This is a genomic window from Curtobacterium sp. MCLR17_036, from assembly GCF_003234445.2.
Lineage (GTDB): Bacteria > Actinomycetota > Actinomycetes > Actinomycetales > Microbacteriaceae > Curtobacterium.
Map to the genome: position 1 here is coordinate 1,088,756 of NZ_CP126269.1, position 25,041 is coordinate 1,113,796.

The window sequence follows — 25,041 nt, forward strand, 5'->3', positions numbered from 1 at the left end:
ACCACGATGGGGGCATGAGCGATGCACCGAACCGCCCGCTGCGCTTCGCGGCCTTCGTCATGAACACGACGTCGCACATCCAGCACGGCCTCTGGCGGCACCCGGACGCCCGGCAGGCCGACTTCGACGACGTGACGCTGTGGACCGACCTGGCGAGGACGCTCGAGCGCGGCAAGTTCGACGCGATGTTCTTCGCGGACGTCGTCGGCACCTACGGCCCCGGCCGCGGCGACTACTCGACCAACCTGCGCGAGGGACTGCAGATCCCCTCGAACGACCCGTCGGTGCTGCTCTCCGCGCTCGCCGTGTCGACCGAGCACCTCGGGCTCGCGTTCACCTCGAGCGTCATCCAGGCGCACCCGTTCGACTTCGCCCGCAAGGTCTCCACGCTCGACCACATCACCCGCGGCCGCATCGGCTGGAACGTCGTCACGAGCGCGCTCGACAGCGCCGCCCGCAACTTCGGCGCCGACCGGCTCGAGGAGCACGACGAGCGCTACGTCTGGGCAGAGGAGTACCTCGAGGTCTGCGCGAAGCTCTGGGAGGGCTCGTGGGAGGACGGCGCCGTGCTGAAGGACCCCGTCCGCGGCTACGCCGACCCCGACAAGGTGCACCGCATCGACCACCACGGCACCCGGTACGACGTGCAGGGCCCGCACCTGTCGGCGCCGTCGCCGCAGCGGACCCCGGTGCTGTTCCAGGCCGGGTCCTCGCCGGCCGGCCGGGCCTTCGCCGCCCGGAACGCCGAGGCGCAGTTCATCCTGACCTCGAACCGGGACGCCACCGAACAGCTCATCCGCGAGACCCGCGACCTGGCTGCGGCAGCGGGGCGCCGACGGGAGGACATCGCGTTCTTCCTCGGCCTGACCTTCGTCACCGGCTCCACCGAGACCGAGGCGAAGGCCAAGGAAGCGGAGATCGACGAGTACCTGGCCGCCGACGGGTTCCTGGTGCACTCGAACCTCGGCTTCGACCCGGACACCGGCGAGCCCCTCGACCCGGACACCCCGCTGTCCGAGGTCCGCACCCACGCCGGGCAGTCGCACCTGCAGTGGCTCCGCGAGGCCGCCGGCGACCGCGAACCGACCATCGCCGACCTCGCCCGGCTGTCCGCGAAGCTCCGCGCCCGGGTCGTCGGCACGCCGGAGCAGATCGCCGACGAGCTCGCCGACTGGCAGCGGGTGGGTGTCGACGGCGTCAACGTCATCAACTGGACGCTGCCCGGCTCGTACGAGGAGTTCGTCGACCACATCGCGCCGACCCTGCAGGAGCGCGGCCTCATGCAGTCCGAGTACCGCGAGGGCACCCTGCGCGAGAAGCTCTTCGGTCACGCACAGCTGCCGGACTCGCACCCCGCCCGACGGTGGCGCGGCGCGTTCTCGGGCGGCGCGAGCGGCGTCGCGGACGCGGCGCGGGCCGTGGAGGTGACCGCGTGACGGCGGCGACGACGACCGACGGGCGCGGGACGGGCCTCCCGGCCGACCGCCTGGCCACGCTGCGGGCGCGCTTCGCACCGCTGTTCGCGACCATCCGCGACGGTGCGGTCGAGCGCGAGCTCGCCTCCGGGACGCCGGGGGACCGGCCGCTGCCGCTCGCCGAGGTCCGCGCGCTCGCCGACGCGGGGTTCGGGCGGCTGCGTGTGCCGGAGGAGCGCGGGGGATTCGGGGTGACCCTCGTCGAACTCGCGCACCTCGTGGCGGACCTGGCCGCCGCGGACTCGAACATCGCCCACCTGTGGCGCGGGCACTTCGGCTACACCGAGCTCGTGCTCCTCCGGTCGTCGTCGGCCGGTCGGGACGAGTGGCTCCAGCGCATCGTCGACGGGGCGGTCATCGGGAACGCGACGTCGGAGCGGACCGGCACGACGCTCGCCGACATCTCGACGACGGTGACGCCGGCTGGTGATTCCCTGCGCCTCGACGGGCGGAAGTTCTACTCGACCGGCACGCTCTACGCGGACTGGATCTACCTGGCGGCGGACCGCGACGGGGAGCGCGTGACGTTCGCCGTCGACGCCACCGCACCGGGGGTCAGGAGCATCGACGACTGGGACGGCTTCGGGCAGCGGTTGACCGCGTCCGGCACCACGGTGTTCGACGGGGTGTCGGTCGACCCCTCGGTGGTGTCGGCGTACCGGGACGCCCCGCTGTCGCACATCCAGGCCTTCTACCAGCTGTACCTGCTGGCCGTCCTCGCCGGGATCGGGCAGGCGGTGTCCGACGACGCCGTGGCCTTCGTGCGACCGCGGACCCGGACCTACATCCACGCCAACGCGGCCGTGCCGGGGGAGGACCCGCAGGTGCTCGCGGTGCTCGGCCGACTGTCGGCCGGCGCGTTCGCCGCCCGCTCGCTCGTCGTCGCCGCCGCGGCGCTGCTCGACGGGGTCGTCGCGACGAACGAGCCCGGGGTCGGCGTCGACCGCGCGCTGCTCGACGCGGCCGAGAACGCCGTCTACCAGGCGCAGGTCGAGATCGGGCCGAGGGTGCTGCGGTCGGCGTCCGAGCTGTTCGAGGTCGGCGGGGCCTCTGCCGCGGACCGGACCCGGGCGCTCGACCGGCACTGGCGGAACGCCCGGGTCGTGGCCTCGCACAACCCGGCCGTCTACAAGGAGCGGCTCGTGGGGGAGTACGCGCTGCACGGGCGCGGACCCGTCGGCGCGTGGGAGAAGTACCACGAGGTGGGGCCGACGCGGTTCTGAGGCGGGGTGCGGTTGCGCGGGGGCGTCGCTGGCGGCTGGTAGCCGCGCGCTGTCCGGCTGCTGGCTGCTGCCTGCTGCCTGCTGCCTGCTGCATGTTGCCTGTTGCCTGTTGCCTGTTGCCTGTTGGCCGTTGGTTGGCCGTTGGTTGGCCGTTGGTTGGCGGCTGGCTTCTGACTGCTCGCGGCTCGCGGCTTGCGGCTTGCGGCTTGCGGCTTGCGGCTTGCGGCTTGCGGCTTGCGGCCGCTACGCCCAGCCGAGCTCGTGGAGCCGCTCGTCGTCGATGCCGTAGAAGTGGCCGATCTCGTGCACCAGGGTCGTGTGCACCTCGTCCTTGAGCTCGTCGAGGGTGTCGCACTCGGCCAGGTGCTGCTTGCGGAACACCACGATGCGGTCGGGCAGCTCGCCGAAGCCGTACTGCCCGCGCTCGGTGGCCGCGACGCCGTCGTACACGCCGAACAGGTCGGAGCCGTCCTCGGGCTCGTCCTCGACGACGAAGACGACGTTGTCGAGCCCGTCCACCATCTCGTCGGGCAGCAGGTCGAGTTCGTCGGTCACGAGCTGCTCGAACTCGTCGGCGGACATCTCCATCACGGGCTCGATCGTCGCACACCGGGCAGGACGTCTCCCTGACGCAGCAGATCGAGCAGCGCCGGAGCCGAGGCGACGGACGCCTCGGGCGTGGTGTGCACCGGGTCGAAGCGGGTCAGCACGGAGTCGATCACGAGTGGGCAGGAACCGGCGGCGCACCAGAGCGGCGTGGAGTCGAGCACGGTCGTGTCCTCCACGTCCGCGAGCAGCCCGGTGAGGGCGCGGATCTGCGTCCGGGCGACCTCGTCTCCCGAGCGACAGTCCTGTGGACCGCGGGTGCCCGCGACGCAGCTGACCGGTGCGTACCCCGGCGGTGTGGCCGGCACGACGACGACACGGCCGACGTGCTCGCGCACGGCTGCGATCATGTCGCGGGTCCCGGACGCGTAGTCGTCCTCCGCGATGGACTCGAGGCTCGGATCGTCCTCGTCCCAGAACCGGTTGGTGACGACGAGCAGCTCGGGTTCCGTCCGCTCCAGCTCGTCGACGACCTCGGCGTTGTGCGCCGCACAGCTCTCAGTGTCCGACGGCAGCGCCGTCGTCGAGAACGGGCACCCGATCTGTGCGCCGTCGCGCACTCGCAGTCGCGCGTCCGAGTCCTCGGCGAGTGCCCGCCAGCCCGGCGCTGAGAACGCGCCGGTCGAGTCGCCGGTCAGCAGGACGTCGGTGGCGCGGCCGTCCTCCGGCCCCCAGACGCAGCCGTCGCTCCGCCAGTCCGCCCCGATCAGCGAGCAGCCGAGGGTCGAGGCCCAGTCCGAGGTCTTCGTCAACGAGTCCACGTACCCGCTCGCGCTGATCGCGTCGGCGCTCGGCGTCAGGTCTGCCGGCCAGGTCCGGGCCCCCGCGCCCGCGGCCACATCACGCGCGCGTGCCCGCAGCGCCGGGGAGGCCTCGTCCTCCGCCGGCAGGGACTCGGCCGCCGCAGCAGCCGGTACGGCCGGGAGCGGCCGCACGCGTTCCGCGGCGAACGACGTCGTCACGACGGTCAGCACGGTCACCGCCGCCAGCCCACCGAGCTGCACGCGCAGGCGGTTCTCGCGCAGTGTCCTCCGCAGGCCGGGGCGGCGGAACACCGTCTCGAGGGTCGCGTGGCTCGCGATCGCGGTGAGCAGGGCCAGCGCGACCACGACCGGCATCGGGACCGGCGCGACGAGCGGGAGCAGCAGGATGAACGGCCAGTGCCAGAGGTACAACGAGTAACTGATCGTCCCGAGCCCGACGAGCGGACGCCAGCGGAGCAGCGCTGCCGCCCGAGGCCCCGTGCCGGCACCGGACCCCGCCAGCAGGACGAGCGCCGTGCCGACCGTCGGGACGAGCGCGAGCGGCGTGGGGACGCCCGACGACTCCCGCCCGATCAGGACCGAGGTGGTGACGGCGACGAGCCCGACGACCACCATGCCCTCGCCGAGCAGCGGGCGGACGCTCCGACCCCGGGCACGCAGCGCGGCAAGGGCGACGAGGACCCCGAGTCCCAGCTCCCAGGCCCGGGTCGCCGTCGAGAAGTACGCCGCGGCGGGGTCCGCCGACACCGCGACGAACGCCCAGACGACCGAGACGAGGACGAGGACACCGAGCACCGTCGCTGTCAGCCGGGTCCGCCCCCGACCGGTCCCACGACCGAGCAGCACGACCATCAGCACCGGCAGCACGAGGTAGAACTGCTCCTCGACGCCGAGCGACCAGAAGTGCTGGAACGGCGACGGCACGGTGGTCGCCGCGAAGTAGTCGGTGCCCTCGGCCGCGAGCCGCCAGTTCTGCAGCGCTCCGGCCGACCACAGTGCGTCGGTGAGGACCGTGCCGAACCGGCTCGGGGTCAGCAGGAACCAGGCCGCCGTGACCGTCGTCACCAGTACGGCCAGTGACGCCGGTGCGAGCCGACGGACCCGCCGGACAGCGAACGCACCGAGGCGGATGGACCCCGACCGAGCACGCTCGCGCAGCAGCCCGGTCGCGATGACGAACCCCGAGATCACGAAGAAGACGTCGACCCCGAGGAAGCCACCCACCGGCCACCGGAAGGCGTGGTCCAGCACGACCGCGAGGACGGCGAGTCCGCGGAGCCCTTGGATGTCCGGTCGGAGATGGGGAGTCTGCACCGGTCGACCGTACGAGGACCGGGACGCTCGGACCGAACATTCCACATGTGTGGGGCGCTCTGACGTTGCGCGCGACTTGCTCGCCCGATGCACGACGAAGGCCCCGGTCCATCGGACCGGGGCCTTCCGCTGATCTGCATCAGCACTGGGGTGAATAACGGGTCTCGAACCTGTTGTGAACGGGTCAGGTCCGCCGCTACTTCCCCGGAAATCCGCGGATGTTCGCTGTTTTGCTATGTCAAAGACTACGCTCAAGTCTTCTACTTGGCGAGCATGTATGTAGGCGTGCCTACCGGGCTGAGCGTCAGGACGCGGCCAGGTAGACCCTGAGTAGATGTGGTGTCACGGCGAGCTCTACGCACCACTCGGCGGGGTCGTGGCGCCACCTGCGGAGGTCATCGAGCAGGTCGGCGTCGATGAGTCTCCGCGCCGCCGTCAGGTCTGCGTAGTGCTCGAGCTTGGGGAGTAGTAACCCGACGTCTCGGTGGCGGGCCTCGGCGTGCGCCGCTTCATGCGCTAGGACGCTGCGCCGGTGGATCTTCTTGAGGCGAGGCCGCACGAGAACAGTCCGCACGTCATCGACGTAGAGCCCGTTGGCGCTGCGGAGCGGGTACTCGACAAGCTTGACCCCGAGGGCGTCCAGGTGCGCCTCCGGTTCGTAACTCCCCACGTGTTACTCCTGACGATCGTCATCTTCTTCAACACCTCCCTCGTCTTCGCGAGAGGCCACGGCCTGGTGAGAGCCATCCTCATAGTCGGTGGCTCCACCGACAGTCGGCAGCGGTGTCACGTTGTTCGGCTGGTCGCCGTGGTCGCCGATGCCGGCGGCAAGGCCCGTAATGGCGATGCCGACGTGCTTCGGCCGGGTCTGCTCCGGGATCATCTCGATGAGCGTGCCCATCGATGACAGCCACACCTCTGTCTCGGGCAGGAACTCGGTGGTTCCGTCCTCTTGCCCGAGAGCGTCGAAGATGCGCGTGAGCACATCGGCCTGCGGAACACGCTTGCCACCCTCGATGTTGATGATGGTCGCGCGGCTCGTGCCAGCTTGCTCGGCCAACTCGGCCTGCTTCATGCCCTGGTCACGTCGAAGACGTTCGACCTGCTTCGCAAGTTCGGCTCGTTCGGCCATCGACATGTCGGCAATCTTCTTCTTAGACATGCCGGCCTCCGCGGATCGCTGTGTTCACGGGGAAGACACTAGCCACAGTTCGACCTGGTGCGCAAGACCGGCCGAGATTTTCTACATACAGGGGTTGCGCTCCATGTTGAATAGTGCTTAAAGTCTTCGACATGGCAGGACAACGAGACGGTCCTGGGACCGCCATACGGCAGCTGCGAGAGATGGCAGGCATGACTCTCACGGATGTTGCGAAGGCGGCTGACACTGCAGTCGCGTACCTCTCCAAGGTGGAGCTCGGACAGAAAGAGCCCACCCGGTCGTACGTGGCGAAGGTGACATCCGCGATCGCTGCTCACCTGAGAGACGCTGCATGACCACCGATCGCGATCCGAGCGAGACGGCACTCGATGTGCACGGCCTCGCGGGGATGCTACGCATCTCCACCGACAAGGCGTACCAACTCGGCAACGACCCGCTGTTCCCGTCGTTCCGAGTTGGGAACCGCCATCGCTTCTGGCCCTCCGAGGTGAGGGCCTACACGCAGCAGCCACGGGACCCGTGGAAGCAGTCGGCCCGCTCTCTGGGCCGCAAGCGCAACCGGTAGCCACTCCGGTTTCTCGCCGCCCGTCATGGGCGGTATTCGTCGCGCCCTCGGCGCGGCCACATAGCTCCCCGGACGACGAACCAATCGCCGATGCGCCGGGGTAGCAGCACATAGGGGAAGCAGCAGCGGTTGAGGCGCGGGCGTCGTGGTGGACGTGCCCGCATCCCGCCTGCACCAACAACCACTTCGGTCAGCAGTACGGCGTCCGTCACCGGGATCCGCTCATCAGCGGAACGGCGGGCCGCTACACCCACGCAGTCAAGGGCCCCGGGCCTGGCGTGGAGGACGAGCTGACCGCCCCATCCCGAAGAAGGGAGACACCATGAACGCAGTCAGCATCATCGACCAGGACGGAACGCTCGTCGTCTCGTCCGAGACCATCGCCGCCGGCTCCGGCGTGCAGCACAAGAACGTGCTCGAGCTGATCCACTCCAACCGCTTCGACTTCGAGGAGTTCGGAGGGGTCGCGTTTGAAACGCGACCCTTCGCAACGGCCGGCGGAGTCCAGTCACGGCAGGTCGCACTGCTCAACGAGCAGCAGGCCACGCTCCTGATGACGTACCAGCGCAACACCGAGCAGGTGCGCCAGTTCAAGAAGGCACTCGTCCGAGCGTTCTACGACCAGGCCAGGAGAGCGACCGTCCCGGCCGTTCCGGAGTCCGACGCGGTCCTCGTCGCCCGCGCACTGCAGGCGTCCGCCCGGATGCTGGAAGCGAAGGACGCGGAGATCGCGGTCCTCACCCCGAAGGCCGGCGCGTGGGATGAACTCGCGTCGGGGGCCGGCGACTACGACGTCGCGGACGCGGCGAAGATCCTCGCCCGTGCTGGCATCGAGACGGGCCGTCAGCGCCTGTTCGATCAGCTCGCCAGCATCGGCTGGGTCTACCGCAGCACCGCGTCCGGGAAGTGGAAGGCGTACCAGTCCGCTGTCGACGCCGGCTACCTCGCGGAGAAGCCGACGTCGCATCACCACCCGCGCACCGGCGAGCTCGTCATCGACCCGCCGCAGGTCCGCGTCACCGTGAAGGGCCTCGAACGGCTCCGCGTCCGCCTCGGACGCTTCGACCAGGGCGCACCCGCGCTCGCACTCGTTGGGAGCGCGTCATGATCAGCTGGGGTGCACCCGTGGATCTCCGCACTGAGGACCCGCGCCGTGTCGCACTGCTCGCGGAGCAGGCGGAGAAGGCGCGTGCGGCTGTCGTGGCGCGGTTCGCTGACACCGGCGACGACATCCTCGCGATGCTCGGTCTGGGGAAGGCCTCGTGAGGCTCGCGGCCGCGCTCCTGTACGCGTGCGCGGTGACGGCCCTGTTCGCGTCTGCCGCGGATCGCACGTCGCTCCTGTGGGCGTTCCTCGTGTGGGCGGTGGTTGTCCTGTTCGTGGGGGCGTTGCTGCGGGTGCATGCCGTCGTCAACGCCCCGGAGGTGGACCGATGAGCGACATTCAGCAGGCCCGCGACGTGCTCGCGAAGTGGCGCGAGCGGGCAACAGAAGGTCCATGGCGTGTCATCGATGGCGTCTACTCGCAAGAAGGGATGACGTACGACGGGAGTCAGATCGAGGCCGAGCACGAGATGGTCGCGATGGACCACCAGGACTTGGACTGCGGCCCGGTCGCCCCACTTGGTTACGCCGACGCGCGCCTGATCGTCGGCACCGCCGGCAACCCCGACCTGCTCGACGCGATCGACGAGATGTTGCGTATCGCTGACACTCGTATGGCGCGCCGAGAAGAGCCCGCTTTCGTCCTGCACGCCGATCGCATCGCCGCCGCGATCATCGCCGCCGACGAACGGATGAGCGCATGAGCGGGTGGGTCAAGGAAGCGCATCGGAAGATGACGCTCCGCTGCGCACACTGCGGACACCGCTTCCGCTGGCGGCGTGACCCGCGTCACTCGTTCGGAAACCGCGAGGTCTACCACGGTCCGTGCATGGGCTACATCCTGTGGCACCGTCACGCGGTTGAGCGGATGCAGGTCCTCGACACCGTGTGCGAGATCGCCGAAGTCACAGGACACACCGTCCGCGGCGTCCTCGAGCTGCGCGCTGTGGACGAGAACGAGCGCGTCGAGACGACGAACCGGGCATTCCGGGTCTTCTACGACCTCGACCGGTTTCGCGATGAACAGATGAGCGCATGACCCACGGCGTCCTTTGCGGCTGCGACGTCTGCTGGACCACTGACGGGTTCGACGACGACCGCGACGGGAAAGCCATCACCCGAGCCGCCGAACACGACTACCTGGACGACTGCGACTAACCACCGCACCTCCCCCTCTCACCGCGCACCACCACATCCCGGGAGCGCGTCACCAACCGACCCCAGAAAGAGGTCCCCCGTGGCCACCACCACTCGCACCAGAGCGGACCGTGTGCAGCAGCTCGCCACGTTCTTCGCCGAGCATCCCGAACTCGACTTCGACTTCTCCGAGGACACCGAGACGGCCCGCCCGACCCTGCACCTCCGCCCCCGCAACGCAGCGGACGTCGCAGCCCTCGTTGCCACGTTCAACGAACCTGCCGACCGCTGGAACACCCGCCACAAGGAGCAGGGGTGGGTCGTCCTCGACAGCGGCGCCCTCGGCTACGCCGCCGTGTACCTGCACCTGCCCCGCCCGCAGCAGCCGGCGCCCCTCGTCGACCCGGCGATCACGGGACTGTTCGCATGAGCGCCGTCTTCGTCGCCATCGCGACCGCAGCCCTCATCGGCGCAGTCGCCATCGCCCAGTGGGTCGACCGGCAGACCACCGGCACCCGCATTCAGGAGTGGAGGGACCGCTGGTGAGCGCCACAGAGCACGAGGGCAAGGCCGTCGTCACGAACGTCGAGGGTCGCGTGCACGTCACGCTCCCGGAGGGTAGCTACCTCGATCTCACGCCGGAGATGGCCGAGCGGCTCGCATCCCGACTCCTGGTCGAGGCCACGCGCGCCAAGGGGAAGAAACCGTCCGGTCTGATGGTCGTTGCGGCGGTCGGCGCATGACCGGTCGCATCGACCTCGACCTCCCCGAGGCCGCCTACCACGCCCACCCGGCCCTCTCGTCGACGCAGGCACGGAAGCTCCTCGACTCGCCCGCCCGCTACCAGTGGGACCGCGACCACCCGCAAGCACCGAAGAAGGAGTTCGACCTCGGCACCGCGGTCCACTCCAAAGTCCTCGGGGTCGGCGCACCGACCGTCGCGATCCCCGACGAGCTCCTCGCCTCGAATGGCGCCGCCTCCACGAGGGCCGTGAAGGAGTGGATCGAACAGCAGCGAGCCGCCGGCAACACGCCCGTCAAGCAATCGGTCGCGGAGCAGGTCAGGGCGATGACCGAGTCGGTCCTCGCCCACCCCATCGCCCGCGCCCTGTTCGAGCAGCCCGGGAACGCGGAAGCGTCCGTGTTCGCCACCGACCCCGACACCAGCGTCGACATGCGCGCCCGGTTCGACTACCTGCCCGACTTCACCGCCGAACACCCCGTCGCCGTGGACCTGAAGACCACCGCGAAGTCCGCAGCACCCGACGCGTTCTCCCGCGTCGTCGCCGACCACGGCTACTACGTGCAGCAGGAGTGGTACCTCCACGCGTGGGGCCTCGCGACCGGCGACTTCACCGCGCAGATGGAGTTCGTCGTCGTCGAGACCGAACCGCCGTACCTCGTGAACGCCTACCCGCTCGCGTCGGAGTTCGCCGAGATCGGTCAGGCGAAGGTCCGCCAGGCTCTCGCGATCTACGCCGCCTGCGACGCGGCTGGCGAGTTCCCCGGATACCCGATCAACCCTGACCCGCTGCAGCCGCCCACGTGGCTGATGTTCCAAGAAGGAGCCATCGCATGAAGCTCATCGAGCTCTCGAAGGGCGCTTCTGCGGTCGTCGACGACGAGGACTACCCCTGGCTGACCGCGCGCGGCAGCTGGCACCTCGACGGTCGCGGGAAGCACCTCTACGCCCTGCGCAACTTCCAGCGCGACGGCAGGTGGCACAAGGAGCGAATGCACCGGCTCCTCCTTCCCAAAGCGCCGTTCGTCGACCACATCAACGGCAACACCCTCGACAACCGTCGCGGCAACCTACGGCCCGCATCGCTGCAGCAGAACGCCCGCAACCGGCGTCTCCGGTCGGACTCGACGGTCGGTTTCAAGGGCGTCGGGCGTCGGGGTGCTCGCTTCAACGCCACGATCGACCTCGGTCCACAGCGCATCTATCTCGGGGCGTTCACGACTGCCGAGTTGGCTGCTCGCGCCTACGACGCAGCAGCGCTCGAGCACTTCGGCCCCTTCGCAGTCCTCAACTTCCCCCACGTCGAAGGAGCGACAGCATGACCATCACCACCAGGAAGCCCACCGGCAGACCGTCATGGCCGCTGCTCCTCGCCGCCGGCGGGGAAGGCGCCGGGAAGTCGTTCCTCGCCGCGCAGGCATCCGCCTCCGACCTCATCGGCCGCACCCTGTGGATCGGCCACGGCGAGCAGGACCCCGACGAGTACGCCCTCATCCCCGGCGCCGACTTCGACATCGTCGAGTACGACGGCACCATCACCGGTCTCCGCCGCATCGTCCGCGACGCCGCCGCCGAACCGAAGGGCGACAAGCCCACCCTCCTCGTCATCGACTCCGGCACGAAGGTGTGGGACACGATCAGCGAGAACGCGCAGCTCGACGCGAACCAGCGCGCCACCCGCAACGGCCGCGGCGCCGGCGGGGACGCGACGATCGGCGTCGACATCTGGAACAAGCACAAGGCCCACTGGCGCGACATCGTCGACACGCTTCGACTTCACGACGGCCCAGCGGTCATCACCGCCCGGTACGAGGAAGTCGCCGCGATGGGCCGGGACCCACGCACCGGGCGCACCGCACCCACCGGCGAGAAGGTGTGGAAGGTCAAGGCCGAGAAGGGCCTCCCGTACGACGTCGACGCCGTCATCCACATGCCCGCCCGCGGCCAGTACACACTCTCCAAGGTGCGGTCCGTGCGGCTGCAGCTCGACGAGCCGAAGGACTGGCCCGGGTTCACGATGGACGCGTTCTGGCGGGCCCTCGGACTCGCCGACGTGGAGACCGGCCGCTCCCAGTACGCCACCCCCGTCGCCGAGGAGACCACCGAAGCTGACGAGTCCGGCCGCGACTGGGACGCCGAGCTCACCGCCGCCGGCGCCGACCGCGGCCAGCTGTCGAAACTCGGCGTCGAAGCGAAGGCCGCGCACGCCGCCCCGGAGACGCTCGAGCGGATCCGCGCCGCGTACCGCGCCACAAACGAGGGGGCAGCCTCGTGACCGATCAGCTGCCCCCGCCCCTGCCCGGCCTCGACACGGTGGAGACCGGCCGGTGGACGCTGCACCTCCCCTGGGAGGCACCGCCGCTGACCGCGAACCAGCGGATGCACCACATGGCCCGCCACCGCAACGTGAAGGCCGTCCGCACCGCCTCCGCCATGCTCGCGGCCAACGCACGCATCCCCGAGCTCCCCGCCTGCCGGGTCACGCTCACCTGGTTTGTGAAGACGAAGCACCGCCGCGACGCCGACAACATCGTCCCCACCCTCAAGGCACTCTGCGACGGACTCGTCGACGCCGGCGTCGTCCCCGACGACACCCCCGACCTGATGGCGAAGCTCATGCCCGTCATCGGCTACCGGCCGGAGAAGCCGCAGACGCTCGAGCTGCTCATCGAAGCGGTGCCGGCATGAGCGGCCGACCGATCACCACCCGCACCCGCATGCAGATCGCCGCCGCGCTCATCGCCGGCCGCCGTGAGGGACACGTCGCAGCCGAGTTCGGCGTCGCTCGCGCGTCCGTGCAGAGGATCCGCGACGAACGCGGGCTCACCCCAAACCACGGCCGCGGACGACCCAGCAGGAAGGAGCAGCGATGAAGCTCTACATCGCTGGCCCGATGACCGGGGTCCCCGAGTTCAACTACCCAGCGTTCCGCACCGCTGAGTCGGACCTACGGGCGCTCGGATACGACGTGCTGAACCCGATCACCGCCGAGCAGCACAACACGACGGGCAAGCCGCAGTCCTGGGAATGGTACATGCGGCACGCGCTCCGCATGGTTGTCGCGTCCGATGGCGTCTCCCTGCTGCCGGGGTGGTCGATGTCACGCGGTGCGCAGCTGGAACACCATGTCGCCACCCAGCTCGGCCTCGATGTGCGACCCCACCTGAACTGGATTGAGGACGCCGCATGAGCTCCGTCGAGCCAGGCGACTGGATGGTCGCGAAGGCGAACCCGTCCGCGTACCTCGAAGTCGCCGAGGTCACCCGGGAAGGCGGCATCGAGTACATGAAGGTGCGCACCGGCCAGCAGGAGCAGCAGGTGTCGAAGCGGTACCTGCTCGCCTGCTGGCAGCACTTGGAGGAGACGTGATCGGCCCGAAGTCGCCGGCGCCGTCTCCGGTGCAGGAGCGGCGGGCTTACGAGATCGCGTCGGAACGTGACGAGCACCGGTGCCAGAAGTGCCACCGCGGGCCCGTGCACCGAGACCACCGGAAGAATCGGTCGCAGGGCGGCCTGACAGCCGCGTCGAACCTGCTGCTGCTGTGTCCCACGGATCACCGTTGGAAGACGGAGCACCCGCAGGAAGCGATCGCCCGCGGTTGGGCGGTTCCCGGATGGGCGGACCCGACCGTGTGGCCCACCCGCCGGTACTTCCGCACCGACCGGGGCACGTACCGGGCTGGGTGGGCGGTCCTCGACGACGTCGGGGGTGTGCACGAGATCAGCGCCGACGAGGCGCGAAGACGAATGGAAGGAGGTGACAGCTGATGCCGTGGATGAAGGTGGACGACGGGCTGCACGCGACGCGGAAGGTGGTGCGGATCCCGCGCCGGCGGCGCATGGCGGCGATGGGGCTGTGGATCATCGCGGCGTCGTGGAGTGCCGCGAACCTGACCGACGGGTGCCTCGACGAGCACGAAGTAGACGAGCTCGGCGGAACCTCGGAGCAAGCTCAGTGGCTTGTCGACGCTGGACTGTGGGAACGGACCGAGAGTGGGTACCGGTTCCACGACTGGGCCGACTACCAGCCCACCCGAGCCGAGGTGCTGGCGAAGCGCAAGGACGAGGCCGAACGCAAGCGGATCGCACGGTCGCGTCCGCGCGGACAACGTGCGGACTCCGACCGGACGGACGACGGACGGCGCGCGGACACAGATGGGACTCCGCCCGGACAACAGGCGGAGTCCGAACACCCCGACCCGACCCGGCCCGACCCGACCCCCTCTCCTAACGGAGAGAAGACCCCACCGCGCAAGCGCGGCACACGGCTGGACGCCTCATGGCAGCCGTCCTCGGAGCTCATCGCTCAGATGCAGTCCGAGTGCCCAGCCGTCGACCTCCGCGCCGAGCACCTGGTGTTCGTCGACTACTGGATCGGCGTCTCCGGGCAGAGGGGTGTGAAGGCCGACTGGGACGGGACCTGGCGGAACTGGATGCGCCGCAAGCGAGACGACACCGCGTCTCGCGACAAGCCGCGGGCGACGGCGGCGCAGCGGAACCTCACCGTCGTCGAACGGTTCGCAGCACGCGAGCAGGAGCAGTACCCGAGCGCCTTGGAGGGCATGTGAACCAGACAGAAGTCGCGAAGCTGCTCACCGTGGCGTCCGCGATCGACAATCGCACCGTGGCCGACGAGCAGGTCATCGCCTGGCACGCAGCACTTCGGCACCTCCCGTACGACGTCGCGCAGGAAGCGCTCGTGCGGCACTTCCGGGACTCGACGGAGTACCTGCTGCCCGGCCACATCTCGAAGCAGGCGCGCGTCATCCGGGGTGAGCAGGACCGGGAGGCGCGGATCCGCCGGCAGTTGGAACCGCCGAAGCCGATCGTCCTCGACCGGCCGGCGCTCGAGGCGGAGACGGCGCAGTGGACGGAGTTCTACCGGAAGCACCCGGAGCAGCGGGCCATCGACGCGGGGAGGGCGCCGTGAGCGTCCGCGTGCAGCTCGAAGTCCCGGAGCGAGCCCTGTTCGCCCTCACCGACATGGCGGAAGCGGCGGGGATGACCGTCGCCGAGTATGCCCTCGCCGCCGCCCTCACGGTCGCCGGGGTCACGGAGAAGCGGGAGAGCACGATCAGCCGCCTCCACAGCCTCGGCATGACCGACGCGCAGATCGCACGTCACCTGAACACCACGAACGCAGCAGTCGCGCGGAAGCGCCGGCAGCTCGGATTGCCCGCGAACCACGCGGGCACGGAAGGACACGCAGCATGAGCAAGCACACGCCATACGTCGAAGAGACCGTCGCCGCCGACTGCATCTACGGCGATTGCGAGCACGAGGGGCCATTCGACGACTGCCCGCACATCCCGAAGGTGCTCTGCCAGGGATGCATGGACACGGAGTTCGCGGAGCGCGAGGACGAACCGACAGCGATCGAGTGGCCCTGCGTCTACGCGACCCGGCGAGGTCAGGTCGACGACGACTTGAAGGCTCGGCTCCTCGCCGAGCACGCCACCAGCAAGACCAACGCCGAGGAGGCATCCGCATGAGCGGCGAGACCGTCATCACCGTCGTCGGCAACCTGACCGCCGACCCCGAGCTCCGGTACACGCAGTCCGGCCTGGCAGTCGCGAACTTCACGATCGCGTCGACCCCGCGCACGTTCGACAAGCAGACGAACGAGTGGAAGGACGACGACGCCCTGTTCCTCCGAGCATCCGTGTGGCGTGAAGTCGCGGAGCATGTCGCCGGGTCGCTGACGAAGGGCGCACGCGTCATCGCGCAGGGCCGTCTGCGTCAGCGCTCGTACCAGGACCGTGAGGGTCAGCAGCGCACCAGCATCGAGCTCGAGGTCGACGAGATCGGCCCGTCGCTCCGCTACGCGACCGCGCAGGTCACCCGAGCGCAGGGGCAGGGCGGCCGTGGAGCCGCGGCGCCGGCGGGCAACCAGCCGTCCAGCGCGTGGAACACCCCGCAGGCGGGCGCACAGCAGCAGGACACGTGGAGCCCGAACGGCTCCTTCGACGACGAAACCCCGTTCTGAGCAGGAGGACGACGATGACCGAACAACAGGCCCAGCGCCGCACGAAGCGCCGATACGCCCACGAGCTCTACCCCGAAGGCGGCGAGTGGGAGGTGCGACCGCTCACCGTCGAGGTGCCGTACCTGTTCGCCCGAGCAACGGGGTTCGAGGTGGACGGCACCGGCTGGTACGACCTCCTCAACGGCAGCGACGACGACAAGCGCAAGGTTGGGGACCGCATGGTCCTGCTCGTCAACGCACGTCGGATAGCGTTCCTCGCCGACGCAATGGCACAGGGGCTGACCGGCGACGACGCCTGGGCCTGGGCGGAGGAGCACGCACGGGAGGAGTCCGGCGAACTCGTGTGGGAGCGCGCCGAGCACTACGGCGTCCGTCCGCAGGCGATCAAGCCTTACTCGTGCGGCCCCGAGCCGGACCACCACGACCACTACACGAACCAGGAGCACCGCCACGGCATCGTCACCCGCGTCGACGGGACCGAGACTGCCTGCCCCATCTGCACCGAACCGATCCCCGCCGAGGAGGCGACCCGATGACCGACACCACCATCCCCACCGTCGAGGTCGACGAGGAGACCAGCCTCGCGCTCGCGTCCGCCCGGGCCCGCCGCCGGCTCATCGAAGCGTCCGGCCTCGTCGCGTACATCCGCACCCTCGTCGTCCCCGCGCTCGGCGGCGCGAAGGACGGCATGCCGCGGGCCGCGTCGAAGGAACCGCCCGCCCCCATGCACGTCGATGCTGCCGACGACTCCGACAGCGTGTACGCGCAGCTCGTCAACTGGGTCGACTGCTGGGCGGAGAGACTCGACGCCCGCCCGCCGGCGACCCTCACCGCGGTGTGGCGCAACAGCCACGACGTGCAAGGGTTCCGCCCGTCCGTCACCCCGCCCGGCGCCGGGCAGCTCGTCGGCTACCTGACGACGTGGCTCCTCATCCGCCACGACGACATCGCCCGCCACTCGTACGGCCGCGCCTACTTCGACGACGTCGCCGACATCATCCACCGCGCCCGAGGGAAGTATCCGCGGGCACCCCGCGGTGACCGGCACGTCCTCCCCCGGCCGTGCCCCGTCTGCGACCGCCACGCGCTCGGCGCGGAATGGCAGTCGGAGGACGTCGCCGACTTCGTGCTCCGCTGCGACGTCTGCGGCCACGAAGAACCCGCCACCGACCACCTGAAGCAGTCCCGGGTCCGGCACCTGATCCGCGACCTCCGCGAAGAACACGCAGCAGGAGCAGCAGCATGACCGAGGAGCAGTACCACGTGATTGCGGACGCAACCATGAATGACCTTCGGGCGGGTGACCTCGCAGTCGTCCGAGTCGCAGAGAGCTACGAAGATGGCGCATGGTCCGCCGAACCGGGAGTCGTCCGCATCGAGCGCCCGGTGCCGACCACCGACGAGCCGGTGCACGACGCGACACCGGAAGAAATCGCTGAGTCACTGCTGCCGCCGTGTGGCTTCGACACTGAGGCGTACGCGCAAGCGCACAACGACGGGTACGACACCGCAGTGGCTCAGGAACTGCAGGACCACCCAGTCGCGTTCGCAGCTGCGCTCCGAGCGGCCGCCGACCGGATCGAGCAGGAGCAGCCAGACCCGCATCCGCCGACGCGCGAGCAAATCGCGGAGGCTGTCTCTGCAGAATGGGACAGGACCGGCTCCCTTCTGCTTCCACTTCCGGAGGACCGGGTGGAAGAACTGCGCGATCGCACTGTCGACGCCGTGCTCGCCCTGATCCAGGACGGAGCCGACCGGTGAGCGCGAGGATCGATGCCGCCGCAGGAAGGCTGCTCGGAGTCTCGCGGGCAAGCGACACCGACAAGGGTCTAGCGAAGGACTTGCGCATCGTGCTCGACGCCCTGACCGTGGCGCAGGGCATCGCCGCGCTCTCACAGCCGACCCCGACCGCCAAGCCGACTGGTCCACACCCCGGTGAGCTGGATTCGGAGTTCATCGAACGGCACCGAAGCGCCGCCCCGCCGAGCATCGCCGACATGGTGCCGGGGACGACGTTCCGGATGCGCCGGAACAACGACAGTGTCTGGCACTTGTGGTGCTGGACGGGGCGGGCGCTCATGCGCATTGGAGCCCACGTCACCGTCCAAGGGGCGATCGGTGAGATGGACATCGACCCATCCACAATCCGCGACGTCACGCCGCCGGCAGGAGGTGCAGATGCCGGATGACACCTGGTGGACGAAGCAGCAGGCGTGCCGGCACCTCGGGATCAGCGCCCGCCAGTTCGAGTACTACGTCGCCGACGGCATGCCTGTCGTGAAGATCGGCCGCCAGGTCCACGTCCGCCGCACCATCATCCAAGCCGAGTACCGGACCCGACGACTCCGACAGAAAGGAACCCGCGCCACGCCGTGATCCGCATGCTGGCGCGCACTTCGCTGAACCTGTTACGCTTGCGCTCAGCGAACCCGACCGCACTACCGCGGAACGGAACCGAAGGCCCCCAATCATCGCATCGGGGGCCTTCGTCGTTGGTGCTACCGCCCCGACTGGACGTCCATGTCGGTGAGGATGTCGCGCACGGTCACCCCGATCTGCCCAACGGCCTCGACCAGGTGCGCGCTCAGGATCTTCATGTCCGTGAGAGCCTGCCACTCTGGAGTGTCCTGGTTCACCTCCCCGAACCTCGCCCTCCACTGCTCCTCGTGCTGGCCCACCTGCTGTGTGATGGCGCCCAGCTTCCCGATCGCTTCGTTCACGGCCTGCGCCTCGTTCCTGTAGTTCATGCGCCGGAACCTACACAGCGAAGCGCCCCTTCACCACTACTTCCTCGTGCCCGCCGACACGCACCTGACACCGCACCTGCCGCCAGTCACGCCAAGGGCACCGACCAGCCGCACCGCGACCTACACGCCACGGCGCGAGCACGAGGAACACCACCAGGCCGAGACCCCCGAGGGAAGCCGCCATGGCACGCGGACCCCGGACGAGGACGGCCGACCACGTCGAAAGGGGCGGCACCGTGGACGACACCGACCTCACCGCGCACCGCACCCGATCGAACGTGAAGCCGGAACCGACACCACTCGCCGCACTCGCTCAAGCAGTCGACGACGTGTACGACGCACTCGAAGACAGGAGCTGACCGTGAAGCTCTCCGAACTCCGTGCCCTCCTCATCGCCTCCGGCCTCAAGAGCACCGCCGAGATCGACCGGTTCGACGTGAAGCGCGCAGCCGGGGCGGTGATCGGCGTCGACGTGATGTTCACCGACGGCACCGTCACCTACCTGCCCACCCCCACCGAGTAGGCCCCAGGGTGTTCCACCCCACCCCAGTCGGAACACCCACCCCGTCCTGCACCCCAGGGGGTCACGCATGACCGCCCGCCCCAACGTGCGCCGCGCCAACGGCAGCCGCCGCACCGCACTCCGCAAGCGTGTTCTCGCGAGAGACACACACTGCTGGCTGTGCAAGGAACCCGTCGACCAGACGTTGCCGCCAACACTGCCACTCAGCCCCGAAGTGCACGAGATCATCCCCGTCTCCCGAGGCGGCTCACCCTACGAGGTGAGCAACTGCACGCTCACGCATCGAGCCTGCAACCAGTGGATCGGGAACCGCACACCCGACGAGCTCGCCCGGGACAGCAGGCCCAAGCCCAGCGCCATCCGCACCGGCTTCGACTGGTGAGCGCAGGCGAGGCAGCAGCGGCACCGCAACGCGCGGTGCTCACTCACCTCACCTCGATCAGTGGTTCGCACTGAGGGACCGCAACAGCAGTGACGACCGGTCGACCCTCGGCCAACTCACCGCGGTCGACGCCAGCTGACACGAAGCGCCGAGCGGCACGATCACACCGCCGCCGGCAAGGACCAGGGGGTACCCCCTCCCCCTCTCGCCCGGCCCTCCCAGAGGTATAGGGCCAATCCCTCCCCGCCATTTTTTCCACCACGCCCCAAAAGCACCGTGGGGGCCGTCCAGCGCCGGTGAGACCGCCGATCGGGGTCGGCTTGAGCCTCGGAGAGGTTGGCCGGCGCCAAGTCGAGAGATTGCCGCTGGCGTCGAAATCCGTATCAAGAGAGGTGACGATGAATCTCGTCGAAGAACGGCGGATGCTCCGCCTCTGCCTCCGCTGCGGCGTTTCGGTGCGTCACAAGCGAGCCAACTGCGTCTACTGCTCTAACCGATGCCGCGTAGCGGGACTGCGCAACGGGGCACCGCGGGAACTTGTGGCACCGCCCCGATTCAACGCGGAACAAGCGAAGGCGTCAGAAGCCCGCTCCGCCCGGAGAGCGAAGCTGTTCGAGCGCGACGGATGGATGTGCCACCTCTGCGGCAAGCCGGTCGATCGTGACGCGCAGTACCCGGCCAGCTGGTCGCCTGTCCTCGATCACGTTGTGCCGAGAAGCTTGGGCGGTCCGACGAAGCCTGAGAATCTGCGGACTGCGCACGCGTTGTGCAACAACCAGCGAAAGGCCCTCCCGCTCGAGGACTTCGCTATCAGATCGGTAGCAGCTCGCCGCGCTGGAACACGTGACCGGTGACGGTGATGTAGCGGCCGTTGCTGTACCGCTCGACGTGCAGCCCGTCGTCCTGGGTCCGCACGGTCCCGGGGCCGGGCTCGGCGGTGCCCCAGATGTGCAGGCCGTCACCCGACGGCGAGACTTCGATGTGGCGCCCCGGGTACGCCTCGAGGAACCGGGCGGCCGCCGCGGTCGGGACGCCGTCGACGAGGCAGTGGTCGAGGTCGATGCAAGCGAACCCGTCGCCGAGCACGAAGCCGAGGCCAGCGCCGACCGTCGATGACGCCGCTACCTTGTGCGTCGACCAAGTCCGCGGGTTCGTGCTGCTCGCGAGGGTCCCGTCGACCGTGAACGGCATCTTGCCGACGTCGCGGCGGACCCACCGGTCGGCTGCGGTCATCGCCTTCGGGATCGGGTTGCGGTGCGCGTAGACGCGGCACTTGCTCGAGCAGAACCGGGCTTGCCGGTTCCGCGCGACGATCGACCGACCGCACCACTCACACGTCCTCACCTGTCCATTGTAACGGTTTTAGGCCCGGAAAGCCGGGAGTTCCGAGGTTCATCATGGCGAAGGGCACGCTGCGTGCGGTCGGCCCGGACGAGGTGCCGCCCTCGCCGCCGAAGAAGCTCACCATCCTCGAAGCCATCGACGCCGGCGATCGCCTTGCCGAGCTCGAGGCCACCCACCGGCGCATCGGCCGGGCCGTGCAGGACGAGGAGACCCCCGCCCGGGACCTCGCCTCCCTGACGCGCCGACAGATGGAGATCTCGAAGGAGATCGAGGCGCTGCGCCGTCAGGTGAAGGAGGAGCGCGACGATGCCGCCAAGCTCGACGATGAAGCGTTCGACGCGACGGCTGTCTGAGGTCGCCCGTCACGTCATCATCCCCACCGGCATCGTGTCGACTGGGTGGCCGGCGGTCGAGGCGCGCATCAAGGAGTTCGGCGACTCGTTCGACGAGTGGCAGCGCGGCACCTCGAAGCTGATCCTCGCGAAGCGGGAGAACGGCGACTACGCGGCGACCGTCGGCGGCATCACGCTGAGCATCCCGCGCCAGGTCGCGAAGACGTACATGATCAGCCGGATCATCTTCGCCCTGTGCACCCTGTTCCCGAACCTCACCGTTCTGTGGACCGCGCACCGCACCCGCACCGCGACGAAGACCTTCGCGTCGCTGCGCGGCTTCGCCGGCCGCAAGACCGTCGCCCCGTTCGTCGCGAACGTCCGCGCGGTCAACGGCGAGCAGGAGATCCACTTCACCAACGGCTCCGTCATCATGTTCGGCGCACGCGAGGGCGGCTTCGGCCGCGGCTTCGACGAGGTCGACATCGAGGTCTTCGACGAGGCGCAGATCCTCACCGAGAAGGCGCTCGAGGACATGGTCGCCGCGACGAACCAGTCCCGGTTCCCCGCCGGCGCGCTGCTGTTCTTCATGGGCACCCCGCCCCGCCCGACCGACCCCTCGGAAGCGTTCAAGCTGCGACGCCGCGAGGCGCTGGCAGGCGAGACCGAGGACGCGGTGTACATCGAGTGCTCCGCCGACGAGGACGCCGAGCCCGACGACCGTGAGCAGTGGGCGATCGCGAACCCGTCGTACCCGCACCGGACGCCGCTGCGCTCCATGCTGCGCCTGCGGAAGAACCTGCCGTCCGACGAGTCGTGGAAGCGTGAAGCGCTCGGTATCTGGGACAGCGATCAGCAGGGATCCCGGCTCATCACCGCCGAGCAGTGGGAGCAGACCGGGCGGGCGACACCGCCGAAGACTGGCGTCAAGTCGTTCGGCGTCGCGTTCTCGTTCGACGGCTCCCGCGTGGCGGTCGCCGGCGCGGCGAAGCAGACCCGCAAGGTCCACGTCGAGCTCGTCGACGCACAGTCGGGCCACATGGCGTCCGGCATCGCGTCCCTCGCCGACTGGCTCGCCGACCGATGGCGGCAGACGGCTCTCATCGCGATCAGCGGCCGCGCCGGCACCGAGGCGCTCCGCACGGCGCTCGTCGACCGGGGCGTGTCGAAGACGGCGATCCACGTCGTGTCGACGCCCGAGTACTTCGGCGCGAACACGATGTTCTACGACGCCGTGAAGGACCGCACCGTCACGCACCTCGCCTCCGACGGGCAAGCCGTCCTCGACCAGTCCGTGGCCGTCTCCGACAAGAAGATGCGCGGCACAGCCGGGAACTGGGGATGGGACGCCACTGTCCCCGGCGGCGACGAGACCCCCGTCGAAGCCGTCAGCGTCGCCTACTGGGCGGCCCGCACCACCAAACGAGTCCCCGGACGGAAGCAGGAGCTGATATGAGCGTCGCACTGGTGACGTGGCAGGCCCCGCGGTTCGTCACGAACGTCTCGGACGCCGAGCTCGACATCATCCGGCAGCTGTTCGTGACCCTCGCAGCGAAGTACCCGCGGAACGTGATGCGGTCGATGTACTTCGACGCGAAGATGCCGCTGCAGCCGACGGGGAACATCCCCGAGGAGGCGATGCGGAAGATCAAGGCGGTCCTCGACTGGCCGGAGAAGGCCGTGTCCGCTCTCGCGGAGCGGTCCGTGTTCGAGGGCTTCGTCACGCCCGGTGGTGACCAGGATCCGTTCGACCTGTTCGGGATCCTCGACGCGAACCGGTTCGACCTCGAGCTGCCGCAGGCGATCACGAGCGCGTACAAGCACGCCTGCTCGTTCATCACCACGACCCTCGGCGACACGGCTGCCGGCGAGCCCGAAGTGCTCGTGATGGCCCGCTCCGCCGAGTGGTCGACCGCGATCTGGGACAAGCGCCGCCGCATGGTGTCCTCCGCGCTGACGGTGACCGAGACCACCGCTGACGGTCAGCCGTCAGCGATGGACGTGTGGCTGCCCGACGCGGTGCTGTCGATGACGCGCCGGCCGTCGGGGTCTTGGGTGACCGAGCGTCAGCCGAACCCGCTCGGCGAGGTGCTCATCGAGCCGCTGACGTTCGATCCGCAGCTCGACCGCCCGTTCGGCCGGTCCCGCATCACGCGGCCGGTCATGAACATCACCGACCACGCGCTCACGACGATCGTGCGCACCGAGATCTCCGCCGACTTCTACGCCGCCCCGCGCATGATGGCGCTCGGGGTGACGCAGGACGCGTTCACGCGCGGCAAGTGGCAGGCCGCGATCGACCGGTGGTTCGCGATCTCGAAGGACGAGGACGGCGACGTCCCCACGGTGCAGCAGTTCCCCCAGATGACGATGCAGCCGCTTACGGACCTGTACCGGATGTACGCGACGCAGTTCTCCGGCGCGACCGGCGTCCCCGTCGCGAATCTCGGCATCGTGACCGACAACCCGCCGTCCGCCGAGGCGCTGTTCGCCGACGACCGACGTCTGGTGAGCACCGCGAAGCGGCAGAACCGGATCATGGCGTCCTCGCTGCGCCGCGTCGCGCAGAAGATCGTCCGGCTCCGCGACGCGTCCGAGCTCACTCCCGAGCTGCAGCGCATCGATGCGTCCTGGGCCAACCCGGCGTTCACGTCGCCCACGGCCGCCGCGGACGCGCTGCAGAAGCTGTCGCTGGTGTTCCCGTGGCTGGGCGAGTCCGAAGTCGCGCTCGAGTTCGCCGGGTTCTCGCAGACCGAGATCACACGGCTGCTCTCCGACAAGCGCCGAGGCCAGACCACGAACGCGCTGAGCACCCTGTCGGCGCTCGGCAAGACGACGGGAGCCGCGGCAGGTGACAACCCGAGCTGACGTCGACACGCTGCGCGACGCCGGCCAGGGAGTCGTCACCCTCGCCCGACGCGACCTGCAGTCGTTCTGGTCGTCGCTGGACCTGACCCGGCCCGAGGCCGCGCGGGACGAGTTGCTCGAGTTCGTCCCGCAGCTGGTCCGCGAGTACGGCGACGTCGCGGCGACCGTCGCAGCGGAGTGGTACGAGCAGGTCCGCTACGAGCAAGCCGGCGCGTACAACGCGACGACGGTGAACACCACCAACGTCGAGCAGATCCGGGCAGGTGTGCGAGCGAACGCCGGGCAGCTGTTCACCGACACCCCCGACGTGATGCTGGCACTCCTGTCCGGCGGTGTGCAGCGCTACGTCCTCGCGTCGCAGCGCGGCACCATCGCCCGGAACGTGCAGCTGGACCCGTCCAAGCCGCGATTCGCTCGCGTCCCCACCGGCGCGAAGACGTGCGCCTGGTGCACGCTGCTCGCCTCCCGCGGGTTCGTGTACCTCACCGCGCAGACCGCCGGCGTCTCCGACCACTACCACTCGGAATGCAACTGCCAGGCCGTCGCCGAGTGGGAAGCGGACCGCCACTACATCGCCGGGTACGACCCCGACGCGATGTACGAGAAGTACCAGGACGCCCGCGCCGCCGCGAACAGCCTCGGCCTGCCCCTCACCGACGCGAACATCGCGACGCAGATGCGGGCCCTGTACCCGGGCGACTTCACCGACGGCCACACCCACTGACTCGGACCCCGCCACCCGGCGGCGTCCGTCACCCTCGAGCGCGCG

The 25,041-nt window shown here is 69.4% G+C and carries 43 protein-coding genes; 37 read left to right on the top strand and 6 right to left on the bottom strand.

Features of this window, described 5'->3' with window-relative positions; translation table 11 throughout:
* The first annotated feature begins 14 nt into the window (after window positions 1–14).
* The gene (locus tag DEI99_RS05060) at window positions 15–1,436 is read left to right on the top strand and encodes an LLM class flavin-dependent oxidoreductase (RefSeq protein ID WP_111042849.1); all 1,422 of its coding nucleotides are present in this window, start codon (window positions 15–17) and stop codon (window positions 1,434–1,436) included.
* Window positions 1,433–2,698: an acyl-CoA dehydrogenase family protein gene (locus DEI99_RS05065; RefSeq protein WP_111042848.1), complete on the top strand. Its 1,266-nt coding sequence runs from the start codon at window positions 1,433–1,435 to the stop codon at window positions 2,696–2,698. Before DEI99_RS05060 ends, DEI99_RS05065 begins: the two co-directional genes overlap by 4 nt.
* A gap of 243 nt (window positions 2,699–2,941) precedes the next feature.
* Here DEI99_RS05065 and DEI99_RS05070 read toward each other — a convergent pair whose 3' ends face one another.
* From DEI99_RS05070 to DEI99_RS05085, 4 genes are all read right to left on the bottom strand, one after another.
* Window positions 2,942–3,286 carry a metallopeptidase family protein gene (locus tag DEI99_RS05070; RefSeq protein ID WP_071257100.1) on the bottom strand — a complete coding sequence of 115 codons (345 nt, stop codon included), beginning with the start codon at window positions 3,284–3,286 and terminating at the stop codon, window positions 2,942–2,944.
* Entirely contained in the window at window positions 3,286–5,382 is a 2,097-nt protein-coding gene (locus DEI99_RS05075; protein ID WP_181434527.1) for an acyltransferase family protein, read from the bottom strand. Before DEI99_RS05075 ends, DEI99_RS05070 begins: the two co-directional genes overlap by 1 nt.
* A 304-nt stretch (window positions 5,383–5,686) precedes the next feature.
* Window positions 5,687–6,052 (bottom strand): ImmA/IrrE family metallo-endopeptidase, encoded by a 366-nt coding sequence (locus tag DEI99_RS05080; RefSeq protein ID WP_111042846.1) that lies wholly within the window; start codon window positions 6,050–6,052, stop codon window positions 5,687–5,689.
* A 3-nt stretch (window positions 6,053–6,055) separates the two neighbouring features.
* The gene (locus DEI99_RS05085) at window positions 6,056–6,544 is read right to left on the bottom strand and encodes a helix-turn-helix domain-containing protein (RefSeq protein ID WP_111042845.1); all 489 of its coding nucleotides are present in this window, start codon (window positions 6,542–6,544) and stop codon (window positions 6,056–6,058) included.
* 131 nt (window positions 6,545–6,675) lie between these two features.
* Here DEI99_RS05085 and DEI99_RS17240 point away from each other — a divergent pair, with 131 nt between their 5' ends.
* The 27 genes from DEI99_RS17240 to DEI99_RS05210 all read left to right on the top strand — a co-directional run bounded on the left by DEI99_RS17240 (window position 6,676) and on the right by DEI99_RS05210 (window position 18,452).
* Window positions 6,676–6,879, top strand: a complete 204-nt coding sequence (locus DEI99_RS17240; RefSeq protein WP_146247190.1) for a helix-turn-helix domain-containing protein — start codon at window positions 6,676–6,678, stop codon at window positions 6,877–6,879.
* Window positions 6,876–7,109 carry a hypothetical protein gene (locus DEI99_RS05090; RefSeq protein ID WP_111042843.1) on the top strand — a complete coding sequence of 78 codons (234 nt, stop codon included), beginning with the start codon at window positions 6,876–6,878 and terminating at the stop codon, window positions 7,107–7,109. Before DEI99_RS17240 ends, DEI99_RS05090 begins: the two co-directional genes overlap by 4 nt.
* A gap of 322 nt (window positions 7,110–7,431) precedes the next feature.
* Window positions 7,432–8,217 (top strand): phage regulatory protein/antirepressor Ant, encoded by a 786-nt coding sequence (locus DEI99_RS05095; RefSeq protein WP_111042842.1) that lies wholly within the window; start codon window positions 7,432–7,434, stop codon window positions 8,215–8,217.
* Between the two features lie 17 nt (window positions 8,218–8,234).
* Window positions 8,235–8,375 carry a hypothetical protein gene (locus tag DEI99_RS05100; RefSeq protein WP_181434525.1) on the top strand — a complete coding sequence of 47 codons (141 nt, stop codon included), beginning with the start codon at window positions 8,235–8,237 and terminating at the stop codon, window positions 8,373–8,375.
* Entirely contained in the window at window positions 8,372–8,545 is a 174-nt protein-coding gene (locus DEI99_RS05105) for a hypothetical protein (RefSeq protein ID WP_181434524.1), read from the top strand. Before DEI99_RS05100 ends, DEI99_RS05105 begins: the two co-directional genes overlap by 4 nt.
* A complete protein-coding gene (locus DEI99_RS05110; protein ID WP_111042841.1) occupies window positions 8,542–8,916 on the top strand; it encodes a hypothetical protein in 375 nt (124 codons plus the stop codon). Before DEI99_RS05105 ends, DEI99_RS05110 begins: the two co-directional genes overlap by 4 nt.
* Before the next feature lie 125 nt (window positions 8,917–9,041).
* Window positions 9,042–9,251 carry a hypothetical protein gene (locus tag DEI99_RS05115; RefSeq protein WP_111042840.1) on the top strand — a complete coding sequence of 70 codons (210 nt, stop codon included), beginning with the start codon at window positions 9,042–9,044 and terminating at the stop codon, window positions 9,249–9,251.
* A gap of 198 nt (window positions 9,252–9,449) precedes the next feature.
* A complete protein-coding gene (locus DEI99_RS05120) occupies window positions 9,450–9,779 on the top strand; it encodes a hypothetical protein (protein WP_146247188.1) in 330 nt (109 codons plus the stop codon).
* A gap of 112 nt (window positions 9,780–9,891) precedes the next feature.
* Window positions 9,892–10,092, top strand: coding sequence for a hypothetical protein (locus tag DEI99_RS05125; protein ID WP_146247187.1), 201 nt, complete (start codon window positions 9,892–9,894; stop codon window positions 10,090–10,092).
* The gene (locus DEI99_RS05130) at window positions 10,089–10,928 is read left to right on the top strand and encodes a PD-(D/E)XK nuclease-like domain-containing protein (protein ID WP_111042837.1); all 840 of its coding nucleotides are present in this window, start codon (window positions 10,089–10,091) and stop codon (window positions 10,926–10,928) included. Before DEI99_RS05125 ends, DEI99_RS05130 begins: the two co-directional genes overlap by 4 nt.
* Complete coding sequence (locus DEI99_RS05135) at window positions 10,925–11,413, top strand: HNH endonuclease (protein ID WP_111042836.1); 489 nt, start codon at window positions 10,925–10,927, stop codon at window positions 11,411–11,413. Before DEI99_RS05130 ends, DEI99_RS05135 begins: the two co-directional genes overlap by 4 nt.
* Complete coding sequence (locus DEI99_RS05140; RefSeq protein WP_111042835.1) at window positions 11,410–12,366, top strand: hypothetical protein; 957 nt, start codon at window positions 11,410–11,412, stop codon at window positions 12,364–12,366. Before DEI99_RS05135 ends, DEI99_RS05140 begins: the two co-directional genes overlap by 4 nt.
* The gene (locus DEI99_RS05145; protein WP_220037179.1) at window positions 12,363–12,779 is read left to right on the top strand and encodes a RusA family crossover junction endodeoxyribonuclease; all 417 of its coding nucleotides are present in this window, start codon (window positions 12,363–12,365) and stop codon (window positions 12,777–12,779) included. The genes DEI99_RS05140 and DEI99_RS05145 overlap by 4 nt, the downstream gene beginning before the upstream one ends.
* The gene (locus tag DEI99_RS05150; protein WP_111042834.1) at window positions 12,776–12,964 is read left to right on the top strand and encodes a hypothetical protein; all 189 of its coding nucleotides are present in this window, start codon (window positions 12,776–12,778) and stop codon (window positions 12,962–12,964) included. Before DEI99_RS05145 ends, DEI99_RS05150 begins: the two co-directional genes overlap by 4 nt.
* Entirely contained in the window at window positions 12,961–13,281 is a 321-nt protein-coding gene (locus tag DEI99_RS05155) for a DUF4406 domain-containing protein (RefSeq protein WP_111042833.1), read from the top strand. Before DEI99_RS05150 ends, DEI99_RS05155 begins: the two co-directional genes overlap by 4 nt.
* Window positions 13,278–13,460: a hypothetical protein gene (locus DEI99_RS05160; RefSeq protein ID WP_181434523.1), complete on the top strand. Its 183-nt coding sequence runs from the start codon at window positions 13,278–13,280 to the stop codon at window positions 13,458–13,460. The genes DEI99_RS05155 and DEI99_RS05160 overlap by 4 nt, the downstream gene beginning before the upstream one ends.
* 29 nt (window positions 13,461–13,489) lie before the next feature.
* Complete coding sequence (locus tag DEI99_RS17245) at window positions 13,490–13,858, top strand: HNH endonuclease (RefSeq protein ID WP_502867021.1); 369 nt, start codon at window positions 13,490–13,492, stop codon at window positions 13,856–13,858.
* The gene (locus DEI99_RS05165) at window positions 13,858–14,658 is read left to right on the top strand and encodes a hypothetical protein (protein WP_111042831.1); all 801 of its coding nucleotides are present in this window, start codon (window positions 13,858–13,860) and stop codon (window positions 14,656–14,658) included. The genes DEI99_RS17245 and DEI99_RS05165 overlap by 1 nt, the downstream gene beginning before the upstream one ends.
* Window positions 14,655–15,020 (top strand): replicative helicase loader/inhibitor, encoded by a 366-nt coding sequence (locus tag DEI99_RS05170; protein ID WP_111042830.1) that lies wholly within the window; start codon window positions 14,655–14,657, stop codon window positions 15,018–15,020. Before DEI99_RS05165 ends, DEI99_RS05170 begins: the two co-directional genes overlap by 4 nt.
* A gap of 8 nt (window positions 15,021–15,028) precedes the next feature.
* The gene (locus DEI99_RS05175) at window positions 15,029–15,304 is read left to right on the top strand and encodes a hypothetical protein (RefSeq protein ID WP_284180961.1); all 276 of its coding nucleotides are present in this window, start codon (window positions 15,029–15,031) and stop codon (window positions 15,302–15,304) included.
* Entirely contained in the window at window positions 15,301–15,582 is a 282-nt protein-coding gene (locus tag DEI99_RS05180; protein ID WP_111042828.1) for a hypothetical protein, read from the top strand. Before DEI99_RS05175 ends, DEI99_RS05180 begins: the two co-directional genes overlap by 4 nt.
* Entirely contained in the window at window positions 15,579–16,076 is a 498-nt protein-coding gene (locus DEI99_RS05185) for a single-stranded DNA-binding protein (RefSeq protein WP_111042827.1), read from the top strand. The genes DEI99_RS05180 and DEI99_RS05185 overlap by 4 nt, the downstream gene beginning before the upstream one ends.
* Window positions 16,077–16,090: 14 nt before the next feature.
* On the top strand, window positions 16,091–16,612 hold the full coding sequence (locus DEI99_RS05190) for a hypothetical protein (protein WP_111042826.1): 522 nt from the start codon (window positions 16,091–16,093) through the stop codon (window positions 16,610–16,612).
* Window positions 16,609–17,322 carry a hypothetical protein gene (locus DEI99_RS05195; protein ID WP_111042825.1) on the top strand — a complete coding sequence of 238 codons (714 nt, stop codon included), beginning with the start codon at window positions 16,609–16,611 and terminating at the stop codon, window positions 17,320–17,322. The genes DEI99_RS05190 and DEI99_RS05195 overlap by 4 nt, the downstream gene beginning before the upstream one ends.
* The gene (locus DEI99_RS05200; RefSeq protein WP_111042824.1) at window positions 17,319–17,837 is read left to right on the top strand and encodes a hypothetical protein; all 519 of its coding nucleotides are present in this window, start codon (window positions 17,319–17,321) and stop codon (window positions 17,835–17,837) included. Before DEI99_RS05195 ends, DEI99_RS05200 begins: the two co-directional genes overlap by 4 nt.
* Window positions 17,834–18,265 (top strand): hypothetical protein, encoded by a 432-nt coding sequence (locus tag DEI99_RS05205; RefSeq protein ID WP_111042823.1) that lies wholly within the window; start codon window positions 17,834–17,836, stop codon window positions 18,263–18,265. Before DEI99_RS05200 ends, DEI99_RS05205 begins: the two co-directional genes overlap by 4 nt.
* The gene (locus DEI99_RS05210) at window positions 18,255–18,452 is read left to right on the top strand and encodes a hypothetical protein (RefSeq protein ID WP_111042822.1); all 198 of its coding nucleotides are present in this window, start codon (window positions 18,255–18,257) and stop codon (window positions 18,450–18,452) included. Before DEI99_RS05205 ends, DEI99_RS05210 begins: the two co-directional genes overlap by 11 nt.
* Before the next feature lie 122 nt (window positions 18,453–18,574).
* Here DEI99_RS05210 and DEI99_RS05215 read toward each other — a convergent pair whose 3' ends face one another.
* Window positions 18,575–18,823: a hypothetical protein gene (locus tag DEI99_RS05215; RefSeq protein WP_111042821.1), complete on the bottom strand. Its 249-nt coding sequence runs from the start codon at window positions 18,821–18,823 to the stop codon at window positions 18,575–18,577.
* Between the two features lie 236 nt (window positions 18,824–19,059).
* Here DEI99_RS05215 and DEI99_RS05220 point away from each other — a divergent pair, with 236 nt between their 5' ends.
* The 4 genes from DEI99_RS05220 (at window position 19,060) to DEI99_RS17250 (ending at window position 20,582) form a co-directional block, all read left to right on the top strand.
* Complete coding sequence (locus tag DEI99_RS05220) at window positions 19,060–19,182, top strand: hypothetical protein (protein ID WP_258369603.1); 123 nt, start codon at window positions 19,060–19,062, stop codon at window positions 19,180–19,182.
* Window positions 19,183–19,184: 2 nt separating this feature from the next.
* Window positions 19,185–19,346 (top strand): hypothetical protein, encoded by a 162-nt coding sequence (locus DEI99_RS05225; RefSeq protein WP_181434521.1) that lies wholly within the window; start codon window positions 19,185–19,187, stop codon window positions 19,344–19,346.
* Window positions 19,347–19,413: 67 nt separating this feature from the next.
* Window positions 19,414–19,728: an HNH endonuclease gene (locus tag DEI99_RS05230; RefSeq protein WP_111042653.1), complete on the top strand. Its 315-nt coding sequence runs from the start codon at window positions 19,414–19,416 to the stop codon at window positions 19,726–19,728.
* A 629-nt stretch (window positions 19,729–20,357) separates the two neighbouring features.
* Window positions 20,358–20,582 (top strand): HNH endonuclease, encoded by a 225-nt coding sequence (locus tag DEI99_RS17250; protein ID WP_502867022.1) that lies wholly within the window; start codon window positions 20,358–20,360, stop codon window positions 20,580–20,582.
* On the opposite strand, the gene DEI99_RS05235 is transcribed toward DEI99_RS17250, so the two are convergent.
* Window positions 20,539–21,072, bottom strand: a complete 534-nt coding sequence (locus tag DEI99_RS05235) for a DNA primase (RefSeq protein WP_111042623.1) — start codon at window positions 21,070–21,072, stop codon at window positions 20,539–20,541. The genes DEI99_RS17250 and DEI99_RS05235 overlap by 44 nt on opposite strands.
* Window positions 21,073–21,125: 53 nt before the next feature.
* Between DEI99_RS05235 and DEI99_RS05240 the strand changes: the two genes are divergently transcribed.
* Genes DEI99_RS05240 through DEI99_RS05255 form a run of 4 tightly spaced genes read left to right on the top strand, consistent with a single transcriptional unit; the run spans window position 21,126 to window position 24,996 of the window.
* The gene (locus tag DEI99_RS05240) at window positions 21,126–21,425 is read left to right on the top strand and encodes a hypothetical protein (protein WP_220037172.1); all 300 of its coding nucleotides are present in this window, start codon (window positions 21,126–21,128) and stop codon (window positions 21,423–21,425) included.
* The gene (locus DEI99_RS05245) at window positions 21,397–22,860 is read left to right on the top strand and encodes a terminase (protein WP_146247168.1); all 1,464 of its coding nucleotides are present in this window, start codon (window positions 21,397–21,399) and stop codon (window positions 22,858–22,860) included. Before DEI99_RS05240 ends, DEI99_RS05245 begins: the two co-directional genes overlap by 29 nt.
* The gene (locus DEI99_RS05250) at window positions 22,857–24,272 is read left to right on the top strand and encodes a phage portal protein (protein ID WP_181434504.1); all 1,416 of its coding nucleotides are present in this window, start codon (window positions 22,857–22,859) and stop codon (window positions 24,270–24,272) included. Before DEI99_RS05245 ends, DEI99_RS05250 begins: the two co-directional genes overlap by 4 nt.
* Window positions 24,256–24,996, top strand: a complete 741-nt coding sequence (locus tag DEI99_RS05255; RefSeq protein WP_111042625.1) for a VG15 protein — start codon at window positions 24,256–24,258, stop codon at window positions 24,994–24,996. Before DEI99_RS05250 ends, DEI99_RS05255 begins: the two co-directional genes overlap by 17 nt.
* Window positions 24,997–25,041: the final 45 nt, after the last annotated feature.